Source organism: Enterococcus sp. 12F9_DIV0723, from assembly GCF_002174375.1.
Taxonomy (GTDB): Bacteria; Bacillota; Bacilli; order Lactobacillales; family Enterococcaceae; genus Enterococcus_A; species Enterococcus_A gilvus.
On sequence record NZ_NIBK01000001.1, the window covers coordinates 126,604 to 147,100 of the forward strand.

General features: G+C 44.3%; 24 protein-coding genes. 18 read left to right on the forward strand and 6 right to left on the reverse strand.

Annotated elements, in window-relative coordinates; translation table 11 throughout:
• Window positions 1–44 precede the first annotated feature (44 nt).
• The 7 genes from A5868_RS00625 to A5868_RS00655 all read left to right on the forward strand — a co-directional run bounded on the left by A5868_RS00625 (window position 45) and on the right by A5868_RS00655 (window position 5,969).
• Window positions 45–395, forward strand: coding sequence for an iron chaperone (locus A5868_RS00625; protein ID WP_086305933.1), 351 nt, complete (start codon window positions 45–47; stop codon window positions 393–395).
• Window positions 388–753: a VOC family protein gene (locus A5868_RS00630; protein ID WP_086305932.1), complete on the forward strand. Its 366-nt coding sequence runs from the start codon at window positions 388–390 to the stop codon at window positions 751–753. The genes A5868_RS00625 and A5868_RS00630 overlap by 8 nt, the downstream gene beginning before the upstream one ends.
• 189 nt (window positions 754–942) lie before the next feature.
• Window positions 943–1,833, forward strand: a complete 891-nt coding sequence (locus A5868_RS00635) for a sulfite exporter TauE/SafE family protein (RefSeq protein ID WP_086305931.1) — start codon at window positions 943–945, stop codon at window positions 1,831–1,833.
• Window positions 1,834–1,934: 101 nt separating this feature from the next.
• Window positions 1,935–3,491 (forward strand): WD40/YVTN/BNR-like repeat-containing protein, encoded by a 1,557-nt coding sequence (locus A5868_RS00640; protein ID WP_086305930.1) that lies wholly within the window; start codon window positions 1,935–1,937, stop codon window positions 3,489–3,491.
• A gap of 172 nt (window positions 3,492–3,663) precedes the next feature.
• Window positions 3,664–4,326 carry an HI_0552 family protein gene (locus A5868_RS00645; RefSeq protein WP_086305929.1) on the forward strand — a complete coding sequence of 221 codons (663 nt, stop codon included), beginning with the start codon at window positions 3,664–3,666 and terminating at the stop codon, window positions 4,324–4,326.
• Between the two features lie 81 nt (window positions 4,327–4,407).
• Window positions 4,408–4,638, forward strand: a complete 231-nt coding sequence (locus A5868_RS00650) for a DUF1858 domain-containing protein (protein WP_010782140.1) — start codon at window positions 4,408–4,410, stop codon at window positions 4,636–4,638.
• Window positions 4,638–5,969 (forward strand): DUF438 domain-containing protein, encoded by a 1,332-nt coding sequence (locus A5868_RS00655; RefSeq protein WP_086305928.1) that lies wholly within the window; start codon window positions 4,638–4,640, stop codon window positions 5,967–5,969. The genes A5868_RS00650 and A5868_RS00655 overlap by 1 nt, the downstream gene beginning before the upstream one ends.
• Window positions 5,970–6,086: 117 nt before the next feature.
• On the opposite strand, the gene A5868_RS00660 is transcribed toward A5868_RS00655, so the two are convergent.
• Window positions 6,087–6,731: a hypothetical protein gene (locus A5868_RS00660; RefSeq protein WP_086305927.1), complete on the reverse strand. Its 645-nt coding sequence runs from the start codon at window positions 6,729–6,731 to the stop codon at window positions 6,087–6,089.
• A gap of 351 nt (window positions 6,732–7,082) precedes the next feature.
• On the opposite strand from A5868_RS00660, the gene A5868_RS00665 reads away from it, so the two are divergent.
• The 5 genes from A5868_RS00665 to A5868_RS00685 all read left to right on the forward strand — a co-directional run bounded on the left by A5868_RS00665 (window position 7,083) and on the right by A5868_RS00685 (window position 11,435).
• Entirely contained in the window at window positions 7,083–7,502 is a 420-nt protein-coding gene (locus A5868_RS00665; RefSeq protein WP_086305926.1) for a MarR family winged helix-turn-helix transcriptional regulator, read from the forward strand.
• Between the two features lie 80 nt (window positions 7,503–7,582).
• Window positions 7,583–8,959, forward strand: coding sequence for an MATE family efflux transporter (locus tag A5868_RS00670; protein ID WP_086305925.1), 1,377 nt, complete (start codon window positions 7,583–7,585; stop codon window positions 8,957–8,959).
• Between the two features lie 226 nt (window positions 8,960–9,185).
• A complete protein-coding gene (locus tag A5868_RS00675; RefSeq protein ID WP_086305924.1) occupies window positions 9,186–10,232 on the forward strand; it encodes a hypothetical protein in 1,047 nt (348 codons plus the stop codon).
• A gap of 435 nt (window positions 10,233–10,667) precedes the next feature.
• A complete protein-coding gene (locus A5868_RS19270) occupies window positions 10,668–10,790 on the forward strand; it encodes a hypothetical protein (RefSeq protein WP_254908388.1) in 123 nt (40 codons plus the stop codon).
• A 261-nt stretch (window positions 10,791–11,051) separates the two neighbouring features.
• The gene (locus tag A5868_RS00685; RefSeq protein WP_086305923.1) at window positions 11,052–11,435 is read left to right on the forward strand and encodes an MmcQ/YjbR family DNA-binding protein; all 384 of its coding nucleotides are present in this window, start codon (window positions 11,052–11,054) and stop codon (window positions 11,433–11,435) included.
• A gap of 17 nt (window positions 11,436–11,452) precedes the next feature.
• Here the strand turns inward: A5868_RS00685 and A5868_RS00690 are convergent, their stop codons facing one another.
• A complete protein-coding gene (locus tag A5868_RS00690) occupies window positions 11,453–11,746 on the reverse strand; it encodes a hypothetical protein (RefSeq protein WP_010782130.1) in 294 nt (97 codons plus the stop codon).
• A gap of 194 nt (window positions 11,747–11,940) precedes the next feature.
• Here A5868_RS00690 and A5868_RS00695 point away from each other — a divergent pair, with 194 nt between their 5' ends.
• The gene (locus A5868_RS00695; RefSeq protein ID WP_086305922.1) at window positions 11,941–12,780 is read left to right on the forward strand and encodes an aldo/keto reductase; all 840 of its coding nucleotides are present in this window, start codon (window positions 11,941–11,943) and stop codon (window positions 12,778–12,780) included.
• Window positions 12,781–12,940: 160 nt separating this feature from the next.
• Window positions 12,941–13,252, forward strand: coding sequence for a hypothetical protein (locus A5868_RS00700; RefSeq protein WP_010782128.1), 312 nt, complete (start codon window positions 12,941–12,943; stop codon window positions 13,250–13,252).
• 39 nt (window positions 13,253–13,291) lie between these two features.
• On the opposite strand, the gene A5868_RS00705 is transcribed toward A5868_RS00700, so the two are convergent.
• The 3 genes from A5868_RS00705 to A5868_RS00715 are packed head-to-tail and all read right to left on the reverse strand — an operon-like array spanning window position 13,292 to window position 15,139.
• A complete protein-coding gene (locus A5868_RS00705; RefSeq protein ID WP_086305921.1) occupies window positions 13,292–13,936 on the reverse strand; it encodes an ABC-2 transporter permease in 645 nt (214 codons plus the stop codon).
• Window positions 13,926–14,675, reverse strand: a complete 750-nt coding sequence (locus A5868_RS00710; protein WP_441316147.1) for an ABC transporter ATP-binding protein — start codon at window positions 14,673–14,675, stop codon at window positions 13,926–13,928. The genes A5868_RS00705 and A5868_RS00710 overlap by 11 nt, the downstream gene beginning before the upstream one ends.
• Window positions 14,672–15,139: a helix-turn-helix domain-containing protein gene (locus A5868_RS00715; RefSeq protein ID WP_086305919.1), complete on the reverse strand. Its 468-nt coding sequence runs from the start codon at window positions 15,137–15,139 to the stop codon at window positions 14,672–14,674. The genes A5868_RS00710 and A5868_RS00715 overlap by 4 nt, the downstream gene beginning before the upstream one ends.
• A gap of 182 nt (window positions 15,140–15,321) precedes the next feature.
• Here A5868_RS00715 and A5868_RS00720 point away from each other — a divergent pair, with 182 nt between their 5' ends.
• From A5868_RS00720 to A5868_RS00730, 3 genes are all read left to right on the forward strand, one after another.
• Entirely contained in the window at window positions 15,322–15,822 is a 501-nt protein-coding gene (locus tag A5868_RS00720; RefSeq protein ID WP_086305918.1) for a hypothetical protein, read from the forward strand.
• A 1-nt stretch (window position 15,823) separates the two neighbouring features.
• Window positions 15,824–17,131: a glycosyltransferase family 2 protein gene (locus A5868_RS00725; RefSeq protein WP_086305917.1), complete on the forward strand. Its 1,308-nt coding sequence runs from the start codon at window positions 15,824–15,826 to the stop codon at window positions 17,129–17,131.
• 187 nt (window positions 17,132–17,318) lie between these two features.
• Entirely contained in the window at window positions 17,319–18,644 is a 1,326-nt protein-coding gene (locus tag A5868_RS00730) for a C39 family peptidase (protein ID WP_086305916.1), read from the forward strand.
• A 44-nt stretch (window positions 18,645–18,688) separates the two neighbouring features.
• Here A5868_RS00730 and A5868_RS00735 read toward each other — a convergent pair whose 3' ends face one another.
• On the reverse strand, window positions 18,689–18,904 hold the full coding sequence (locus tag A5868_RS00735; protein WP_010782121.1) for a zinc ribbon domain-containing protein: 216 nt from the start codon (window positions 18,902–18,904) through the stop codon (window positions 18,689–18,691).
• 293 nt (window positions 18,905–19,197) lie between these two features.
• Between A5868_RS00735 and A5868_RS00740 the strand changes: the two genes are divergently transcribed.
• Window positions 19,198–20,493 carry a putative DNA modification/repair radical SAM protein gene (locus A5868_RS00740; protein ID WP_086305915.1) on the forward strand — a complete coding sequence of 432 codons (1,296 nt, stop codon included), beginning with the start codon at window positions 19,198–19,200 and terminating at the stop codon, window positions 20,491–20,493.
• Window positions 20,494–20,497: the final 4 nt, after the last annotated feature.

Here is a 20,497-nt window from a genome sequence, read left to right on the forward strand (position 1 = left end):
ATTCTTTCAGCTAGACTGGGTAAAAGATAAAAAGGAGTGATCAAATGTCCTCAATCGAAAAATACATCCACGAGGCGAACCAAGAGCAGCAGCCGAAGCTCAATGAAATCTATCAGCTTATCAAAGAAATAGTGCCAGTAGAAACGACTGAAAAAATCTCTTATGGGATGCCGACCTTTTATTTAAAGGAAAATCTCGTTCACTTTGGCGGGTTGAAAAATCATTTAGGGTTTTACCCGGCGCCTAGTGCGATAGAGGCCTTCAGCGAGGAGCTAACGGACTATAAAACCTCCAAAGGCGCGGTGCAATTCCCGTATGATCAAGAATTGCCAACGGCTCTCATCACGGAGATGGTGCGTTTTCGTTTGAAGGAGGTGGCGGAGAAACATGCTTAAAGGAATCGAGATCATGCTGTATGTCAATGATGTCGCAAGTGCCGTCGCCTTTTGGCAGCAAGGCTTCGATGGGACGCTCGTCTCACAGCAGCCAGTAACGAAGGAAAGCCTGCAGGCAACAGTCCAACTACTGGAGGGCGTCCAGCTTGTTTTGTTCGACCGAAAGTTCATTGAGGAAGTCTCACCTGAAGTGGTGGACAATTTCCCTTCGTTAGTAATGAGGGTTTCCGATTTAGCGACCTATCATGAACGTCTAAAAACCGTAAGCCCGAATGTGAATCCGATCATGGAACAAGGGGATCGGCGGCTGTTTAATTTCGCGGATCTTGAAAATAATTATTTTGTGTTGAGTGAGTGACCTTCAAGCGATTGAAGGTTCTTTTTTTTGGAAAGATTCGTCGAGTACTCGCTCATAGAATCCTTCAAGGTTTCTTGGACGGCTATCATCAAACTATTAGTGGATTTCAGTCAAAATCCTTGTGAATTGTTGTATTATCTTAGAAGGAAAAAGAGCTTTCATTGATTATTTTATTCAGAGGAGAAAATGATGGTACAAATTTTGTTGGGACTGCTGGCAGTCTTATTGGTTTACTATTTGTTTTATTTTATTCGCGATCTTATCGCAGAACGTGGAAATTGGGGCGGCGGAAACTTTCTGGTGTCTGGTGTGATCGGGTTTGTTACAGACGCGATGGATACGTTGGGAATCGGAAGCTTTGCACCGACGACGATGTTGGTAGAAATGACGAAACAATTAGACAATGACCGTCAATTACCAGGCACCCTGAACGTCTCTCATACCGTTCCGGTAATTATCGAGGCCTTCATCTTTATCACTGTGGTGAAGGTGGCACCGTTGACGTTGTTCTCTTTGGTGATCGCAGCGATCGCCGGATCTTACATTGGCTCAAAAACAGTCAGCAAGCTGCCGGAGAAGAAAGTGCAGTTTTATATGGGTATCGCCTTGATCGTCACGGCTGCCTTGATGGCGATGAAGCAGTTGGGTTTATTGGATTTATTAGGTACGGGCAATCACCTGACAGGCTTGACGGGGATTAAATTGATCATCGGGATCGTTGGGAATTTTATCTTAGGGGCGCTGATGACGATCGGTGTTGGTTTGTACGCGCCTTGTATGGCGCTTGTCTATATGCTTGGGCTAAGCCCTTTAGTGGCGTTTCCTATCATGATGGCTTCGTGTGCGGGCTTGATGCCAGTTGCAGGAACAAACTTTATTAAATCAGGAGATTACTCACGAAAAGTCAGTTTGGCAATTACAATCGGTGGTATCTTTGGTGTGATTGTTGCGACCCGTTTCGTGACAGGCTTAGATATGACTGTACTGACTTGGATCGTGATCGCAGTCGTTCTTTACTCAGGCTTCACCTATATTCGCAAAGGTCTGCCGGAACAAGTGGGACGGTTGAAAAAGTTCTAGAGAGTGATCTCTAGGGCTTTTTTTAAACCTCGTTTATTTGCTAGATATCCAATCTTTTTAGGCGGATAATAGAGGAGAAAAAAAGTTGAACGGGAGGACGTATGGATCAGGAATTATTGATTATCGAGCTGCTCTCTTCTGGGGAGCCGATCTATAAACGTGCAAAGAGGCAGCGAGAAAAAAATAGAATCACGGCGTTTCTGTTTTTAATAGTATCGAGTGGTCTGTTTTTTGGGATCGGGAGTATTGTCTATCAACGGATGGATGGGTTCGCGCACGCGATGGATACTCGCTATTGGCTGCGGGGATTTTACCACTTTTCACTAGTATTAGGTATTCTCAGTGTTGCTGCGGTCGCGGTATTTTTCATCGTGAATGAGATTCAAGGGGTATGGGTACGCCGATCTTTCCAGCAATTTTTGGAACGGCTGGTAAGACGGGCAGCCAAATATCCGATTATTTATCAAGACCGTGAAGCGTATTATTTAGCGGAAGAGCCCAAAAAGCCGATGATTCGTTTATTGAAGGACGACTGTCTCGAATTGACCACGACCTTTGACGGTGCTTCGGTTTGTTTAGGGGATCGCCAAGAATTTTTTGGGTTTTCCTCGATGCAATTATTTGTATTAACAAGCGAACCGCCGCTGCTCCCAGTCGCGTTTCCTCAAGCGCACAGGATGAATTCGAAATGGCCGCTCTTGCTGATTAGTTTGGTCTTTCTAGGGGCGGCGGGAGTATTTGGTTATGAGAGCCTGACGCGACATCGCATGCTTTATGGCGAGAGCGAGAGACCTAGTACGTATTCAACAGCGTCTAGCGAGGCGCCGCGGTCGAGCGCTGGATTACTGACGCAGCAAGGAAAGGCACCGAACAACCAGGTAAATCAAGCCAATCAATTGGAGTTGAATAATGAGACTCATGAACTGTACATGACGACAGATAGCGGAGCGGCTTGGACATTTGTCCCGTTGAAGCCGGAGTGGTTGCGGGCAGGCAGTTATTTATTGACGACTGGTGAGATTCCAATGGGCTATTGGATGGATAAAACCTACGCTGTCTCAAAGGATTTCTCTTGGTTTATTTACTCTAAAAACGAGAAGGACTTGTTTTTTCTAGCTTCAAAAGACAACGGAAAAACGTGGCAAAAAGCCCTCGTATCTGAGAACGCACAGCGCATGCGTTACCGCAAAGCACAATTCTTTGCTGATGGAAGCGGCATATTGGCCTACTCCAGCGCCTCACCGGAAGTTTCTTCGGAAGGCTTAATCCTTTTTCAAACCAACGATCATGGGCAAAGTTGGTCACAAATGAACAGTACCACGATCGGTCAACCTGTCCAAAATGTCAGCTTCGTGAACCCAACGTTAGGGTTTGTTTCGACGAGGGAGAAGTTGTATTATACCAACAACAGCGGCAGTTCCTTCAAAGAGGCGGTGGTGACGATCCCCGAAGAATACCAAACAGGGGGACTGGATCTTTTTCAATCACCAAATGAGGTGACTCAAGTCAGCACGAATCAGCTAGAAGCGAAATTCTATTTGTTGAAAATGAAAGGGATCGATCAAGGGAAGATGTTCGCTTGCTTGTACCGTTCTTCGGATAATGGCGAGACCTGGCAATTCGCCGAGCAATTGTCGCAAGTGATGCCAAATGAATAACGGAGTGGAGCATAGGAATAAATGAACCAACAGCTATCGAAGAAATTACTGAATCAGGACGAATTCAAGGCACTTTCTCAATACGAGGAAGTGCCTTTTTGCATAGGATTTCGTTTGAATAAATCCTATGGGCTGTTTACAATAGGGACGACTGAATGGAGAGGTGAGGACTATGGAGATCGTGCGCGCGGATTTTCAATTATTTGATCGGGAGTATTTTACTTTCAAACAACTGAAGGCGCAGCATTCAGAGAAAGAGCTTGAGAAAATCAAAAAAGAGTATAAAGAACATTGGCAAAAGTGGAAAGCTATACAGATGGCGGTCGCGGATGGATTGCCGAAAGAATTTCACATGGAAAAGCCGAAAATTGAAAGCTGGACGAATGGCTGGAATTTGCGCAATCATTTTTGGTGTGCGTATCGTGATCCTGCACATCACAATCAAAATGCCTGTTTAGCAGTTCTGCTGAATAAAAAGCAATTTCAAGTGTATCTAATGTTTCAGCATTATAAAAGTGAGGAACGTTCAGGAAGTTTGGCAACGTACAATGACCTGCTGGCGACATTGGCTGAATGGTATTTACAGGTGGAGAGTAAAAACTATTTTGTCTGGCCGCAAACAGAACATGAATTGGACGATCACCTTCCGCTGACAGCGTTCTTGGAGGGAAAGTCACAGTCGGATAAATGGACAGATTCGATGAAGGGACGAAGCTTTCAATTAGGAAAGTTATTCTTTCAAACAGATGCTCTTTCTAATGTTGTTGAGGAAACCATCCACGCGATGGAGGAGCTGGCACCGCTATATACTGCATTGAATCGTACAGACAGGTAATCGGTTAAAAGAACCCGTGTAAAAAGCGGAGGATGCACGTATAATGAGACCTATCAAATAAGAAAGGAGCAGCGTTTGACAATGAAGAAACTCGATTTGTCCAAATCTTTGTATGAATTAGTCACCCTTTATCCTGAAATCAAGGATTTAATGTATAAATTAGGTTTTGATGCCATCGCAAAACCGGGAATGCTACAGACGGCTGGACGGTACGTCACGATTCCTAAAGGCGCAAAAATGAAACATATTCCAATGGATCAAATCATTCAAACATTCGAAGCAAATGGCTTTGAAGTGGAAGGAGAATTTTAATGGAACGAACAAGGAAGCAGCGTCAGGAAAGGATTGTCGAAATCTTGTCGCTGCTGCATCAAGGGGGCTCTTTTGAAGAAGCCAAAACATTGTTTAATCAAGAATTTGAAGGGGTCGACGTGACGGAGATCACGGCTGCAGAAAAGGCACTGATACAAAGTGGGTTGAATCCGCAGGAAATCCAGAAATTGTGCAACATCCATGCCTCTGTATTTAAAGGGGCAATCAACGAGATCCACCGTTCGAACCTCGAACACGAACAGCCAGGCCATCCGATCCAAACGATGAAATTGGAAAATCAAGTGCTGCAGTCGTTGCTGACGGATGAAATCGATGGTCTTCTGGTTAAAATAAAAGCGGGGGATTGGTCTCAAAAGCCGCGCCTGATTCATGCGCTGGAAGATCTGCTGCAGATTGATAAGCACTATGCTCGGAAGGAAACGTTGATTTTTTCTTATATGGAAAAGTACGGCATCACCGCGCCGCCAAAAGTTATGTGGGGTGTCGATGATGAGATTCGTGAGCAGATCAAGGCACTGATCCAATTGGCAAAAGCAGACAAGACAGCCTATAACCCTATCGCTGAAAAATGGGAAGCAGCAAAAAGCGAGCTGGAAGAAATGATTTTTAAAGAGGAAGAAATCATGGCACCTATGACCTTGGATGTTTTCAGCCTAAAGGATTGGGAAAAAATCGCAGAAGATAGTTTTGATATCGGCTTTTCTTTTATTCCAGAACCTTTGCCGTGGAAAGCGAGCCAAGCCTCACTAGAACAAGAGCAGGAACGAGAACCGGCTCGGCAGCTCGCCATCCAACAAGCCAAGGAAACAACGGAAAGTATTGCAGCTGGTCTTGCGTCAGAAACCTCAGATGTTTCTGACGAAGAGCATTATGATTGGGAAAATGAAACGTCGACTGAAACAATCGTTTTGCCAACGGGAACAATGAAGCTGGAAGAAATGATCGCCTTGTTCCAAGTCTTGCCTGTGGATCTGACTTTTGTAGACAAAGAAGATCGGGTGCGCTTTTTCTCAGAAGGAAAGAGCCGAGTCTTCCCCCGTACAAAATCAGTTATTGGACGAGAAGTCGTCAACTGCCATCCGCCAAAAAGTATGCATATCGTGCAGCAGATCTTAGATGATTTTCGCTCGGGTGTCCGTACAGAAGCTGATTTTTGGATCGACATGCGTGGGAAAAAAATCTATATCCGTTACTTTGCTTTAAAAAATGAATCGAATGACTATCTAGGCTGCTTAGAAGTCACACAAGACATTACAGACATTCAGGCTATCGAAGGACAAAATCGATTGCTAGAAGGTAAAACAAACTAATTAACGTAGAAAAAAGAGTTTTCGTGTATGCGGCAACTCTTTTTTCTACGTTTAAAGCACCTCCGACATCAGTAAAAGAAGATAGAGAAAAAAGGATGCCAAGAGGCACCCTTTTTCTTAATAACATTTTGAACAAGGGGACAATCCGCGCCCCAATGCCTCCTCTAACGTAGCCAGTGAATACGTACCGTTTCCACATTTGTGGGTGTGGTATTTGCTGCCGGTCGGCGTAACGTAAACCGTTTGTCCCTGTGCAGGTTCGGCTGCTTGTGCTTGTTGCTGCGCCTGTTGCTGTGCTTGGGCCTCTGCCTGCGCTTGAGCCGCTGCAGCCTGTTGTGCTTCTGCCTGTCTTTTTGCCTCTGCTTCTTGAGCGACTCGTTGTTCTTCTGCTTTTCGGGCGGCCTCTGCCTCGTCTGCAAGCCGTTTTTCTTCGGCCTTTCGAGCGGCTTCCGCCTGTTCGGCTGCTCGTTTCGCTTCTGCTTCTTTCGCTTCTTGCTCTTTGCGTAGCTGTTCTGCTTGGGCTGCTTTTTGTGATTTTTCAGATGATTCTGTCTTTGATTCTTCCTCTTTTTGTTTCATTTCGAAGGATTCGACCGTTTTTTCTAGCGAAGAAATTGTCTTATTTAGTTCTTTAGTAGACTTTTCCAACGACTCGATTGTTTGCGATTGTTCAGTGATCGTATCTTCATTGTTATTGCTGCCGCAGCCAACCAATACTAATCCCAACGATAAAATGATCCCCAACTTCATAAACTTTTTCATGTACTCTTCCTCCAATGCTTAATTGATTTTTATACGAGAGTTTGCGCTCATTTCTTTAATAGTGTTGAAATAAAACATTTTTAAAAGTAAAAATATTTCATAATATATTATAAAGTAATTTTAAGGTAAATTAAATAGACGCTGCATAATTTGAAGTGCCAGAGAATAAGTTAATTTGATTTTCAAAAGTACATTATTTAATAGAATTTTTTAGGTGTTTTGGTGAAGGTGTAGAATAGTTAGATACCTAATTATTAGGAAACGAAATATTTTGATTGACATTCGGTTTAAGAGCGTGTATATTCTGTTCGAACAGTTAGATATCTAATTTTTAGCGAGGAGGGTATTTGTTTGGATAAACTAGTAGTTTCTAATTTGTTGCGTTCCATCATGAACAAATCTAGAGAATCTATGGATCATCGCGTGAAGGATATGGGGGTCAGTCCACAACAGGGGCGAATGATCGCCTATATTGCGCAAAATGAAGACAAGGGATTGATCCAAAAAGATTTAGCAGAAGTCTTTCAGCGCCGCGGAGCAAGTATCACCAGTATGTTGCAAGGCTTGGAGAAAAAAGGCTATATCGAACGGCGAATCCCGGCAGATAATGAACGTCAGAAAAATATCTACGCCTTACCAAAAGGCAAGGCTTTGGTGACGGAGACCAATGAAGCTTTCTATGCGGCAGAAAAAGAATTGCTTCACGCCTTGAGTGAAGCAGAAATCCAACAATTAACTGCGCTGCTCACAAAGATAGACCGCAGCCTTTAATACACAAGCAGGAATGGCCTGCTTGCGGCTTGATAGTTAGAATTCTAATAATTACATCTCTAATAGAAGAAGGTATTCCCATGGAAGAATTTGAAGAAAACGATTCAACGATTTACTATTTAAAAGAAAGCCCAATTCGTAAGGCGATCGCTCATTTATCGATCCCGATGATGGTGGGTATCTCAGCGACGACGATCTACAACCTGATCAATGCGTACTTTATCGGGTTGATCCACGATACCAATATGATGTCTGCGATTACTTTGGCGATGCCGATCACGATCGTGTTGATGGCTGTTGGGAATATGTTTGGTGTTGGCGGAGGCAGCTTTATTACACGATTACTCGGAAGCGGGGAGACTCAAAAAGGCAAAAAGGTAGCGGGGTACTCCTTTTATATGAGCATTGCTCTAGGTGTGATTCTGGGAATCGCCGCGATTCTTTTTATGAATCCCTTAGTCCATCTACTGGGGGCAGACGGGCAAACGTTGCTTTATACGAAACAATATTCAACGATCCTTTTTGCCGGTGGCTTTGCTTTTATTCTGAACTTCGCTTTGGAACAGCTAGTTCGTTCGGAGGGGGCTTCTAAAGAATCCATGTATGGCATGTTTATCAGTGTCGCGGTCAGTATTGCCTTAGACTCGCTATTGATTTTAGTCTTTAACCTACACGTGATCGGAGCGGGAATCTCCACGGTAGTGGCGAACCTCGCAGCAACGAGCTATTATGTTTGGTTTCTGGAAAACAAAAGTGAATCGTTAAAAGGATTCTTGAAGCATGTGAGAATTTCTGTTCAGGATCAAATAGAAATCTATAAGATTGGTGTTTCGGAATTGTTCAAATCCGCGTTTATGATCGTCACGACCTTGTTATTAAATAACTTTTCTGTTGCATATGGCGACAATGTTGTTGCCAGCTTTGGAATTGCTGTACGAATCACACAATTGCCTGAGTTTCTGACGATGGGGCTATTTTTAGGGGCGATGCCCTTGTTCGCTTACAGCTTCTCGGCTCATAATACGAAGCGGCTGAAGGAAGCGTTGAAGGAAGTTTCCTTATGGATCGGCGGCATTTCAATTGTTTTTGCATTGGCAGTTTACTTGTTTCGCGTCCCCGTCTTGCATCTGTTCACCAATGATCCTCGAGTGATCCATGTTGGATTGGTCGTCTTGACAGCCCAACTGGTCTCCTCTGTTTTTAATGGCTTTTCTGGTCTGTTTACAGGGATTTTTCAAGCCTCTGGATTGGGTGCTCAGACAGGGATCATGTCAACGATCCAAGGGACCTTCTTTATTCCAGTCGTCTTACTGCTGCATCATTTCTACGGATTAGACGGCCTCATCTGGTCTATGACGATTACAGAAGGGATCGCGTTCGTCGCTGGCGTGATCATGGTGATTCCCTATGTAAACAAATTAAATAGAAATGAATTGCCAGCGATGAACGAACAATAATATCTGAATAAGTGTTATTTAAAGTGGTCTTGAAAAATCAAGATCACTTTTTTTATATAGATTACAAGCGATTTTAAATAATAAATACTCATTTTTATCCATAAAACGAAAAATAAAGAGTTATTTTTTTACGGAAATTGACCATATTTTGAGGTATGATGAATGAGAGAAAATTCAAGAAGTAAAAAATAAACGGGATGTTCCACTTAAAAAGGAGAGAATACTTATGCCAACCAAACCATTGACGCAAATCACACTATTTACGATGGGAAGAGACAATCTGGAAAAACGAATTTTGAAAACGTATGCGGAGCTATCTGACTCAGATGCTGCGATTCAGTATATTGTTGCTGTGCTGATTCGTCATTGTTTGTGTATAAGCGACTTTTCGGGAATCTGCAGCGAATTGGTAAGGGATATCTTTTTATCTGAGGAACCGACGGATGTTCTGCGAAAATTTTTCCCGTTGTTTCGTGAGGCCTTTAAAAGTGGAAAAGAGTGGGAGCAGGCCACTCGCCGATTGTATAAAAACACCAAAGAATACCACCGCTACAACAATCGATTAAGCGACAGCAAAAAATATTTGTTCGGAAAGACCACGTCTCCTGAAGAAATGGGAGGGCAGCAATACAAACTAGTCTCCACATTTGAGGATGCTGTGGGAAAGAGCCATTCTTGGAGCCTGCGGGATGCAGATCCGCATTCTTCCGCCTTGAAGATCGATGCCGTTTTAGAGCTGTTGTCTACATTGACGATTTTTGAAAAAGACGGGATTCGCCGTTTTGTTAAACTGGAAAATTCGGAGATCGACAATTGCACACGCTATCTCAAGATCAAAAAAGGGGAGATCGTGGAGGAATCAGAGGTGCAGATTCCTGTTGAACCGACTGTCTCGGCGGTCGATCTGATGAACCTGAGTGGGGATGAAAAACTAGAACTCGTGAAACAGCTGTTGCCAGAAGGTATGTTTTTAACAGATATGCGTGGAGACGACCGCGAAAATCCGCAGCCAGAGATTCCGACGCCTACCGCAGCGGAAGAATGTCCGCCAGCCAATGACGAGGATCGCTCTAAAGCCCGCGAAGAACGAAAAGAAAAAACAACGAACACGCCTGCACCGGAGCAGTCATTGGCACTTTCTGCGGAAAAGAAACCCTATATCGACTTCCGAAAACCAAAAAGTGAAAAGCAAAAAAATCGTGAACGGAAAGACGAACTCTATAAACAGACGAAAAAGGGAAAGAGCCATTCAAGGAAAAAGAAAAAACGGTGAGGTGAAGGATGAGATAGATTGAATCTTGTAAAAGGGTGGAAAGTCGTATTTTGCCCCTATTTGTCAGCCGTAAAAACTCAAAACTGTGTCGTTACGACAATGAACCAAAACTATTGAAATAAAAAAGATCCCTTCGAGTTGAAGCAGCTGTGTCCACCGAAGACGCCATTCTAAATCTGAGGTTGGCAGAAAGAGCTATTAAGACAATGCGGTAGAAGGTATAATTTAAGATAGGGCAGGAATTTTAAACTAGTAGAAAGTAAATAATTTTAAATCGCGTCCTACGGCCAAGCAGCCGACGAGCCTAAATCTAAAAACAATGGAACACCAGCTTTTTCTTACTTAACTAAAAGTGGTTTTATTCAAAAAAGTTCCCAACTTAGGCAATGCCATAAAATTACTACTGCTTAAGACAGCCCAAAAAGGAGTATACGCTTGAAGGGCTACAATATTTTATGGACATTAAAATGGATGGACGAGCAATTTTGTCGTCGGATAGATTCTCCGTTGGATCGTGAGTTGATTTGGCTTTGGTCAGATATTTATTACTATCTGTAGGAGAAAGAGGCGCTTGATGTCAGTCGTTACGCGTTTTTTACGTTTGAAATACCCGCCAATTATTATAAAAAGGCTATTTTGTGGTCAGATTTTTACCGGTGGCATCTTGTATTAAATCGGTTATGGGAGAATGAACCTGATGAATCTGATCGGTATGAACGCATTTTTCAATTGAAAAGAAATGAGAAACCTAGAACGATACAAGGAATAACCACAAGACTACACAAGGAATGGGTCAAAAAAATCACTTAGGAGGCCATCATGGAAAAGTCAGCTATTCAACAACGAATGGAAACGTTTAAAGCTTTTGGTGCTGCATTGAAAGGTGCGACGGTGTATTTTCGGGAGGATTGGGGCGTGCTTTATTTTGATTTGAGAGGCAAGATGTTTGGGTTGATGACCGAGCAAGCGACGGAGGATACGATCATTACCTTGAAAAATCTGCCTGAAAAAAACGAAGAGCTACGGGAGATGTATCCGGGTGTTGTGATTCCGGGTTATTATACCAACAAAAATCATTGGAACTCGATCAAGTTAGCCAACGAAGAACTAAACGATGACACGATCAAGCAGCTTATCGAGACGTCGTACCGTTTGGTGTATCAGAAGCTGACGAAGAAGGAAAAAGCGGAGATTGACGCGTAAAAAATGACGCTGCTTAATTAAGCAGCGTCATTTTCATTCTTTTTTTCGGACCAATGCAAGGCAAGGTAATAGCCTGTGATACCCATACCAATCAAGAAACAGGCGGCATCGAAACTGTTCAAAGCGGGTTTGAAGAGCGCATAGAGGACCACGACGATCAGCCAGTTCAGGATACTCCATAACACATTTGTGGAGGCAGAGGCGGATTTTTTCCATGGGACATCCCATTTTTCACCGGTAATCCCTTTAACAAAATGAGGGACTCCGTTCGCAAACAGCATACCCAAGATGATACATATAATTGAATCCATCGGAATCTTCTCCTTTTTACGTGTTCAATCTGTAGTATACCTCTTTCCGGCTTTTTTTTCTCGTGATTTTGAAAGAAATTCTTTTGGAATGAGCAGAGGATTTAACAGCAAGGAGAGGGAGGTGGTAAGGTAGATAGGTACAATCAGTGAACGGAATGAATGAGAATATTTGTAACACAAGGAGGAATTTATCGATGAAAGCACCATTGATTACTATGAATGACGGCCATCAGATACCAGCAGTTGGCTTAGGAACATTTCAGATTCGCGGAGGCGTAGGGGTCGATCAAGTATTGACGGCTATCCAGGATGGGTATCGCTTGTTGGACACCTCTACAAACTATGATAGTGAAGGCGTCGTAGGAGAAGCGATTCGCCGTTCGGGGCTTCCTCGTTCGGAATTTTTTGTGACGACCAAACTTCCAGGAAAGTACCATGCTTACGAAGATGCGTTAATGATGATTCAAGAATCGCTTTTTCGGATGGGGTTAGACTATTTTGATCTGTACTTGATTCACTGGCCTTTGCCAAAACGCGGGCTGTATGTGGAGGCTTGGCAGGCCTTGGTGCGTGCTCAAAAGCTAGGCTTGATCCGTTCTATCGGCGTTTCGAACTTTGAACCGGAGCATTTAGATACAATCATCGAAGAAACCGGCGTAACCCCTGCTGTCAACCAAATCGAGATTCATCCTTATTGGGTGCAGGAGCGCATGCTGAAGGCAAACAAGGAGCGGGGCATTTTAACGGAGGCGTGGAGTCCGCTTGGCCGCGGCAATGACGCGCTGAAGGAAAACGTCATTGCGGAGCTTGCTGAAAAACATGGAAAGACACCGGCCCAAATTATTTTGCGCTGGCACGCAGAACGGGGCATCCTTCCTATTCCAAAATCCCGCAACCTGATCCATCAACGGGAAAATCTGGCTATTTTCGATTTTGAATTGACGCAAGAAGAAGTGGGTCGGATCAATTTACTGGAAAAAGCAGATGGACGAATCGATGACCAAGACCCAAATGAATACGAAGAGTTTGAGTAGTATAGAGGCAGTGGAAAATCCATAGTTAACTAAAAAATAATCAGTTATAAAATTTTTGTTCGAAAAAAAATCTGATTATACGAGTCATTCATATTTTTATTCAAAAACGTTTTCAATTGTGGCATACTAAAAAGGAAGAGTATGCTGCAAGGGGGACGCAATGAAGAAAATCGTGTTACTAGTTGGAGTAGTGGTGGCGGCGTTTTTGATTTTTCAGGTCACGCAAAAGGGCGAAGTAGAAGAAACGGCTGTTCCAAAGGCAGCGACTTCGCAGCAAACCGAGCGCAGTGAGGCAACCTGTACGAATCGTGACTTGAACGAGCTGGATCAAGTGACCTATTCGCATCACAAAGAGTTGATGGAGGACTTGACGGGCGAGGGGGAACGTGTAAGAAAATCAACGCAAAAGGTCTTTGTAGGCGCAAGCTTAAACGAAGATGGCCGCTCTTGGTCAGGATATTTCGAAAAGTAAAACCGTTTTGATCGGAAGGATCGAAACGGTTTTTTTCTGTTAAAGATTTACCTGACGGAAGCGGCGGATAGAGACGCGATAGGTCCCCCACATCATTACGACGTAAATCAGTATTCCAGCAGCTAAAATAGGCAACTGTCTGAGTTGTCCTTTAAGGGTAACGTCCTCTAGCCACGCAAGCGTTGGAAAATGGACCAGCGCCTCTACGATCATGGCGAGGATCGTTGCTGGGATCAGGCCCTTTAGGAAAGAGATCCCTACTTTATAAGCAGTCTTGAAATAGCTTGTTAAAAAGAGAAAATTGAAGCAGGCAAAAAGGATCAGTCCGAATCCATAAAAAGCCGTATTTGCTTCGATGCCTACTGGATTGGGTTTGGACAAGAGCTGCAATCGCAAAAAGGCAAAGGGGATAGAGAGCACGATCGTCAACAGTTGGGAGACCAGCAGGACCAGCCATTTTCCCAAAACGACTTCTGAGCGCTTTAACGGAAGCAGTGCAGAGTAGTAGATGTCGTTGGTTTCTCGGGTATACATCAAATTTACGAAGTTTCCGATCAGACTAAAGAGAAAGACCATCGTATACGGGTATGCGGGAACCAATACCAGCGGCCCCATCAGTGAAAAGATAAACAAATTGGGATGTGCAGCTAACCGAATCTCTTTATATAGTAAGTTAGAAATCATAGTGTTTTTCCTCCATCCGAACCATAATCGCTTCCAACGTAAGGTCTCCGACATCCTCTGGGCGTTTTAGCGTTTGAAAAGACGCAATAAACTCTTTTTTCGGCGCGGCTTTGATCAATGTCCCTTCTTTAATATAAATGATCGTATCGGCGCATTTTTCTAGATCTGAGGTAATGTGGGTAGAGAATAAAATGCTTTTTTCCCCGTCTTTGACGATCTGCTGAAAAATCGCTAGCAGCTCTTCGCGGGATACAGGATCGAGTCCGCTGGTAGGTTCGTCAAAAATAAAGAGCGTCGCTTGATGGGAGAGCGCCAGGGCAATTAAGTACTTTACCCGCATCCCGGCGGAAAGCTCCTTGATTTTTTTCGTTGGCTCCAAAGAAAAGAGCGTCAAGAATTTTTGATAAGCGGCTTCGTCCCAATCAGTATAAAATCTTTTTGTAACAGCAGTGATATCGCTGATTTTCTTTTCTTTATAAAAATCAATGCCGCCTAGAACGACCCCGATTTTCTGTTTGCAGGCACGTTCATTTTCTAAAAAGAGCTGCTCGAACATCGTTACTTTCCCGTGATCTACAGGGATCAAATTCAGCAAGGACTTTAAAATCGTGGTTTTCCCCGCACCGTTGACACCGATCAACCCAACGATCGCCCCTTTTGGGATATGGAAGCTGACATTGTTCAATGAAAACGTAGGATACTTTTTTGAGAGCTCCGAAACTTCCAACAGATTCATCAAGCATCCTCCTCCTTTGGTTCAAAGATCGTTTCCATCATATTCCCAGTCATTTGCATGAAGGTCGTGCTGTCGATCAAAGCGATGCCCTTGGAGGCAGGGTTCGTGTCCCCAAGAACGACCAGCGTGTCGCCAGTCTGGATATTGAACAGGTCTCGGGCTTTTTTAGGCAAAACGAGCTGACCGCGGGCACCGACGGGAACGATCCCGAAGATGTGCTTGCCTGCCGGACCGATGGGCAGACCTTCTTCCTCCTGGTTATGCCGGATCAGATCGGTCAAAGTAACGTCGTAGAGACTGGCAAGCGCATCGCATTTCAAAATATCTGGTAAAGAATCCCCATTCTCCCATTTCGCAACGGCTTGACGCGAGACCTCCAAGCGTTCGGCCACATATTCCAATGACCACTTGTTTCGATTTCGTAAGGACCGCAAGTTGTGCGCGATCGGATTTTTCTGATTTTTCATTTTTTTCATCCTCCTTGTTTCCACTTTAGCGTAGAGGTCAGGAAAAAGAAATAAACCATTTGTAACAAAATTGGTTCGGTTTCGTTGCAGTGAATAAAAATTAAGCCGCCTTAAATTATGAAAGCAAAAATGTTGTGTTTTCAGAAAACGAAGTCATAATGGTGGAGAAAGAAGGGACAGGCATGAAAAATCAAGAGAATCGCCATGAGGCAGAGAAGCGTTTTGTAAGTGATCACTTTTTTGAAAAAGGACATTGGTGGAACAAATTCTATATTGGTCTACTGACGATCGTTGGTTGGATTGCTGTATCGATCCCTATCTATTGGACCGTCTCATCCACACTTTTAAAAAATGATTCGGCATTTTACCATGTGTGGAATGATCGTGCTGGAGAAGCCATCTATTATCATACCGGGTTTCAATTTCTTGTTTCATTAGGCATTATCATTCTGGGCGTATTTTTTCTGACAGTGCGAAACAATCATCGAATCACGCACCATGAAAAAGTAGAAAAATTGTATGATGAGGAAGGCTTGCAGGCTCGAAAGGCGGCGTTGAATGCCTTCTATACAGAACGCTTTGGTTCGGAGGCGCTTCGTCACGAGGTGCGCTATTATTCTGTCCCAGAGGATAAAAATCTAGCAGATGACACGATACGTGAACGTTACAAGGAGGCAGAGTAAGATGGCGATTGATACAGGGTACCCCGTTTTAAGTGCAGTGTTGAATGTCCTGTTGTTTATTTTAGTCAGTTACCCTGTTCTCGGCGCTTTTGTTTGGCTGATCGAAGTCATTTTTTACCGAGTGCTCTTTCGTCATAAAAAGACGACGTTCGAAGAGATTCCCGTCTCAGAGGAACCCTTTGTTACGATCATGGTGCCTGCGCACAATGAAGAAGTGGTGATCGAGGAGACGCTAACGTATTTATTGAATGAACTGAACTACCACAATTATGAAGTGCTCGTGACAGACGACGGATCGACCGATCAGACACCTGAGATATTGGCGCGTCTGCAAAAAAACTATTCTCGATTGCGGGTTCTGCGAATCGAGAAAAACAAAGGCAAGGCCCATGCCTTCAACATCGGAGTAGGTTTTGCGAAGGGCGAATACATATTAAGCAACGATGCTGACACGATCCCAGAGGCAGATGCACTTTGGAAATACATGAATTATTTCATGACCGAAGCAGATCAAAACGTGGCGGCTGTAACAGGCAATATGGATGTTCAAAATCGCTCGAAGATCATTGAAAAGGCGCAGACAGTTGAATTTTCCAGCATCGTCGGAGTAATCAAACGCGGGCAGCTCGGTACTTTAGGAACGATGTATGCCTATAGCGGTGCGAATACGATGTACCGGAAAGATGCGTTGATCGATGTCGGCCTGTTTCGCCAAGACCGGGCAACAGAGGATATCAGTATTGCGTGGGATCAACAATTAAACGGTTGGATTCCGACCTTTGCACCAGATATCATGTTTTTTATGGGGGTGCCCAACACCTTGAAGATGCTCTATCGGCAACGGAAACGTTGGGCAAAAGGCGGTACAGAAGTGTGGTTGACAAACATGAAGAAAGTGCCGCTGCATCCCATCAAATATTTTGAGCAGTTTTTACTGTTCATTGACCAAACCTTCAGTATTTTTTGGAGTTTGTATTACTGGGTATTTTTAGCCGCCTTTCTAGGAACGATGCTCCATGCGTTTGTCCTGGGAGACTACGATCGAATCTTCCATATGCTGGCGCTGTCCTTTATCTTTGTGAATTTTGAGATGCTGGCAGGGTTCATGCAAGTGGCCGCAGCACTGATCATTGATGACAGTGGGCGAAAATTGAAATACCTGATTTTTGCGCCATTCTATATGTTGATCTATTGGATGATGAATGTGCTGACGATCGCGACGACATTTATCCCGGCTATCAAAACAATTTTAGGATTCGGCACAGGGACGTGGGTCAGCCCGACCCGTGTTTCGATCAGTAAGGAATAACGGACCCATCAACGCTTCGTGCATAGTCGCGAAGTGTTTTTTTATATGGAATAATAAGCTAAATAGAAGACGTAATTAAGAAAAGAACGTAGAATAAATAAACAAACTGCCAAAAAAACGGCTGTTTTTCGTAACAATAAATAATTACCAAAGATAAATTCATTATAAATAAGAAAGGGATGTTCAAATGAAAAAGCGTGTATTACTGGTTTGTTTGGTTACATTATCAGCCTTTGCCGCACCAGCGGTCATCCAAGCTGAGGATGCTGCGCAAACGAGCGTATCGGAAATACCTTCTGCACCAAGTGAGAGTGACACTTCCGAAAGCGCTATCCAACCGGCTGAAGGGGAGAGCACTGTGCAAAGCGCACCAGCGTCTCAAGAGCCAGAGACAGCTTCGGAAACTCAGACCGCCGTGGTCAACGGGGAAGTCGTGGAAGTGGAGCCGCCGCATAAAGACGGACAAGATGAAGCGAATGCGACGCAAGCACCGAAGGAGGAGCTGCGAGAAGGCAATGCCCGGTCTTTCCGCGCCGCTGTGGCATCGGTTCCCATGTACCGTCTGTACAATCCAAACAGCGGGGAGCATTTTTACACGAAGACAACCAGTGAACGGGACCATTTGCGTTCTGTGGGCTGGCGGTATGAAGGGATCGGCTGGCAAGCGCCGACTGGCGGAAACCCCGTGTATCGACTCTACAATCCAAACGCTGGAGACCATCACTACACCTTGCTCGCCAGCGAACGAGATCATTTGAAAAAAGTAGGTTGGCGTGACGAGGGGATCTCTTGGTATTCACCAAGTTCAGGGATTCCATTGTATCGGCTGTACAATCCAAATGCGCGATCAGGAGCGCATCATTATACCCCCATCACTTCAGAGCGGGACAATCTAAAACGAGCGGGTTGGCGTGACGAAGGAATTGCTTGGTACGCGGTCAGCGGCGGTGAACAAAGTCATGAAGACTATCGTTTATTGGGTGTGAAAAATTACAATCAATATGCTCTAGGAGCACCTAGCGGCTGTGAAGGCGCGTCCTTGCTTCAAGCTTTGCAATACAAAGGCAAGCTAGGCGGCTGGAGCCTGCGTTCGTTTTTGAACACGATCCCGAAATCACCGAATGGGAATCCAAACAACGGTTTTGTAGGATCTCCGTTTGTTGAAAATTCCTATACGTATTCAGCGATCTATCCAGCACCGTTAACGAGCTGGGGACAAAAATATGGGAACGTCCAAAACATTTCAGGCAGTTCAATGAATACATTGATCAACGAAGTCAAAAATGGCAATCCCGTAGTGGCGTGGGTGACGATCAACTTCCAACCGATCCGTTGGGGGAATTGGAACTTCGGTGTCGCTGCCAACAACAACCATGCAGTTACGCTAGACGGCTACAACAAGTCGGGCAACCAAGTCCATGTGTCCGATCCGATCAGCGGCTCTTACTGGGTGAACCGCACGACCTTTGAAAATATCTACAATGCAAGAAAATACGCAGTAGTGGTTCGATAATCCTGGACAAACAAAAAAGCGGCGCGCGCCGCTTTTTTTGTTGTTTAGCCTCCACCCATCAAGAAATCGAGGATGTTCCAGCCATCTGACGTTTCCCCACGATAAAGCTCTGTAAATCCACATGTTTTACAACTGATCGTAATAAACTTTTTATTTTGGACATCAAAAATCTTCGCAAAATTCCCACCCGTTGCTTGGAACTGATCGGACAAATAATGCTGCCCCCCACACTTCTCACAAACATATTGTTTTCTTTCCATTTTTATCACACTCCTTTTAGGTTGGCGCCTGTATGTTCAAGCAGTATACGACCGAACACCGTGTATGAATCAGGCCATTTTTCGTAGTCCGTATTTTTTATCGCCTGTGAAAGGTTCGATGCGCATTCCTTCTATTGCTTTAAATTATAGGGAAGTCTTGGGCCCGATTCATCCGTCTTTAGCAGTATCTATCAAATTCTTTTTTGACAAAACATCAGTTATCTGGTTAAATAAGAACATACGTTCGTATCTTGCGGAGCGATTCCGCGACTACGAATAAGGAGTGATTTTCGATGGAACTGGAAAGAAAAATAGAAATTTTAGCGGAGTCTGCGAAATATGATGTTTCTTGTTCCAGCAGCGGCGTGGAGAACAATACCCGATCAGGAACAGTCGGCAGTACGGCGGTATCCGGGATCTGCCATTCCTTTACCCCCGACGGCCGATGCGTCTCGTTATTAAAATTATTATTTACGAACGCGTGTATTTTTGACTGTCACTACTGCATCAATCGTAAATCCAATGCGATTCCGCGGGCGACGTTCACCTCGCAGGAAGTGGCGGATCTAACGATGGATTTTTATATGCGCAATTATATCGAGGGCTTGTTTTTAAGTTCAGCGATCATAAAGAATGCGGACTATACGTGCGAGCTTTTGATCAAGACCTTGAAAATTTTGCGTGAAGAAAAAGGCTTTCGCGGCTACATCCATGTCAAGGCGATACCTGGCGCGGATGAAAAATTGATCGAGCAACTGGGCTTTCTGGCGGATCGGATGAGCGTCAATGTTGAACTGCCTTCCCGCGAGAGCTTGAAGTTACTGGCGCCGGACAAAGACCCGTTTGACTTATATAAACCAATGAAGCAAATCACGACGGTAAAAAAAGAACAGGAATTTTTGCCAGCGGTTCGACGCGGTCCAAGCTTTGTCCCCGCCGGTCAGTCTACGCAGATGATCATCGGGGCCAGCCCTGAGAGTGACCGTTCGATCGTGAAAATCTCAGAGAATTTGTATCAGAAGTATCAATTGAAACGGGTCTATTATTCGGCGTATATCCCAGTCAATCAGGACAATTTATTGCCTGCTGTGACGACAGAGCCGCCATTGCTGCGGGAGCATCGCTTGTATCAGGCAGATTGGCTGCTTCGCTACTACAAATTCACAGCGGATGAGATTCTGTCAGAAGACAAGCCAAACTTTAATCTTTACCTTGATCCGAAAGCCAATTGGGCGGTCCAAAACTATCAGCGCTTCCCCGTAGATGTCCAGACCGCCACCTATGATGATTTACTGAGGGTCCCCGGGATCGGACCGAAAAGTGCGCAAAATATCGTCAAAGCACGAAAGTATTATCGGCTGCATCTGACGGATTTAAAAAAACTAGGCATCGTGATCAAACGGGCACAGTATTTTATCGCCTGCAACCATGAGACACCTGCCGGTTTGATCAAGGACCCTGAGTGGATCATCGCTTCGTTGATTTCTTCAAAGCAATACAATGTACTGAAAAAACAAAACACACAATCCACGAGTGAACAACTGTCGCTCTTTGATGTGGAGCGGTTTGAACATGCGAAAAGTAGGTGACGTC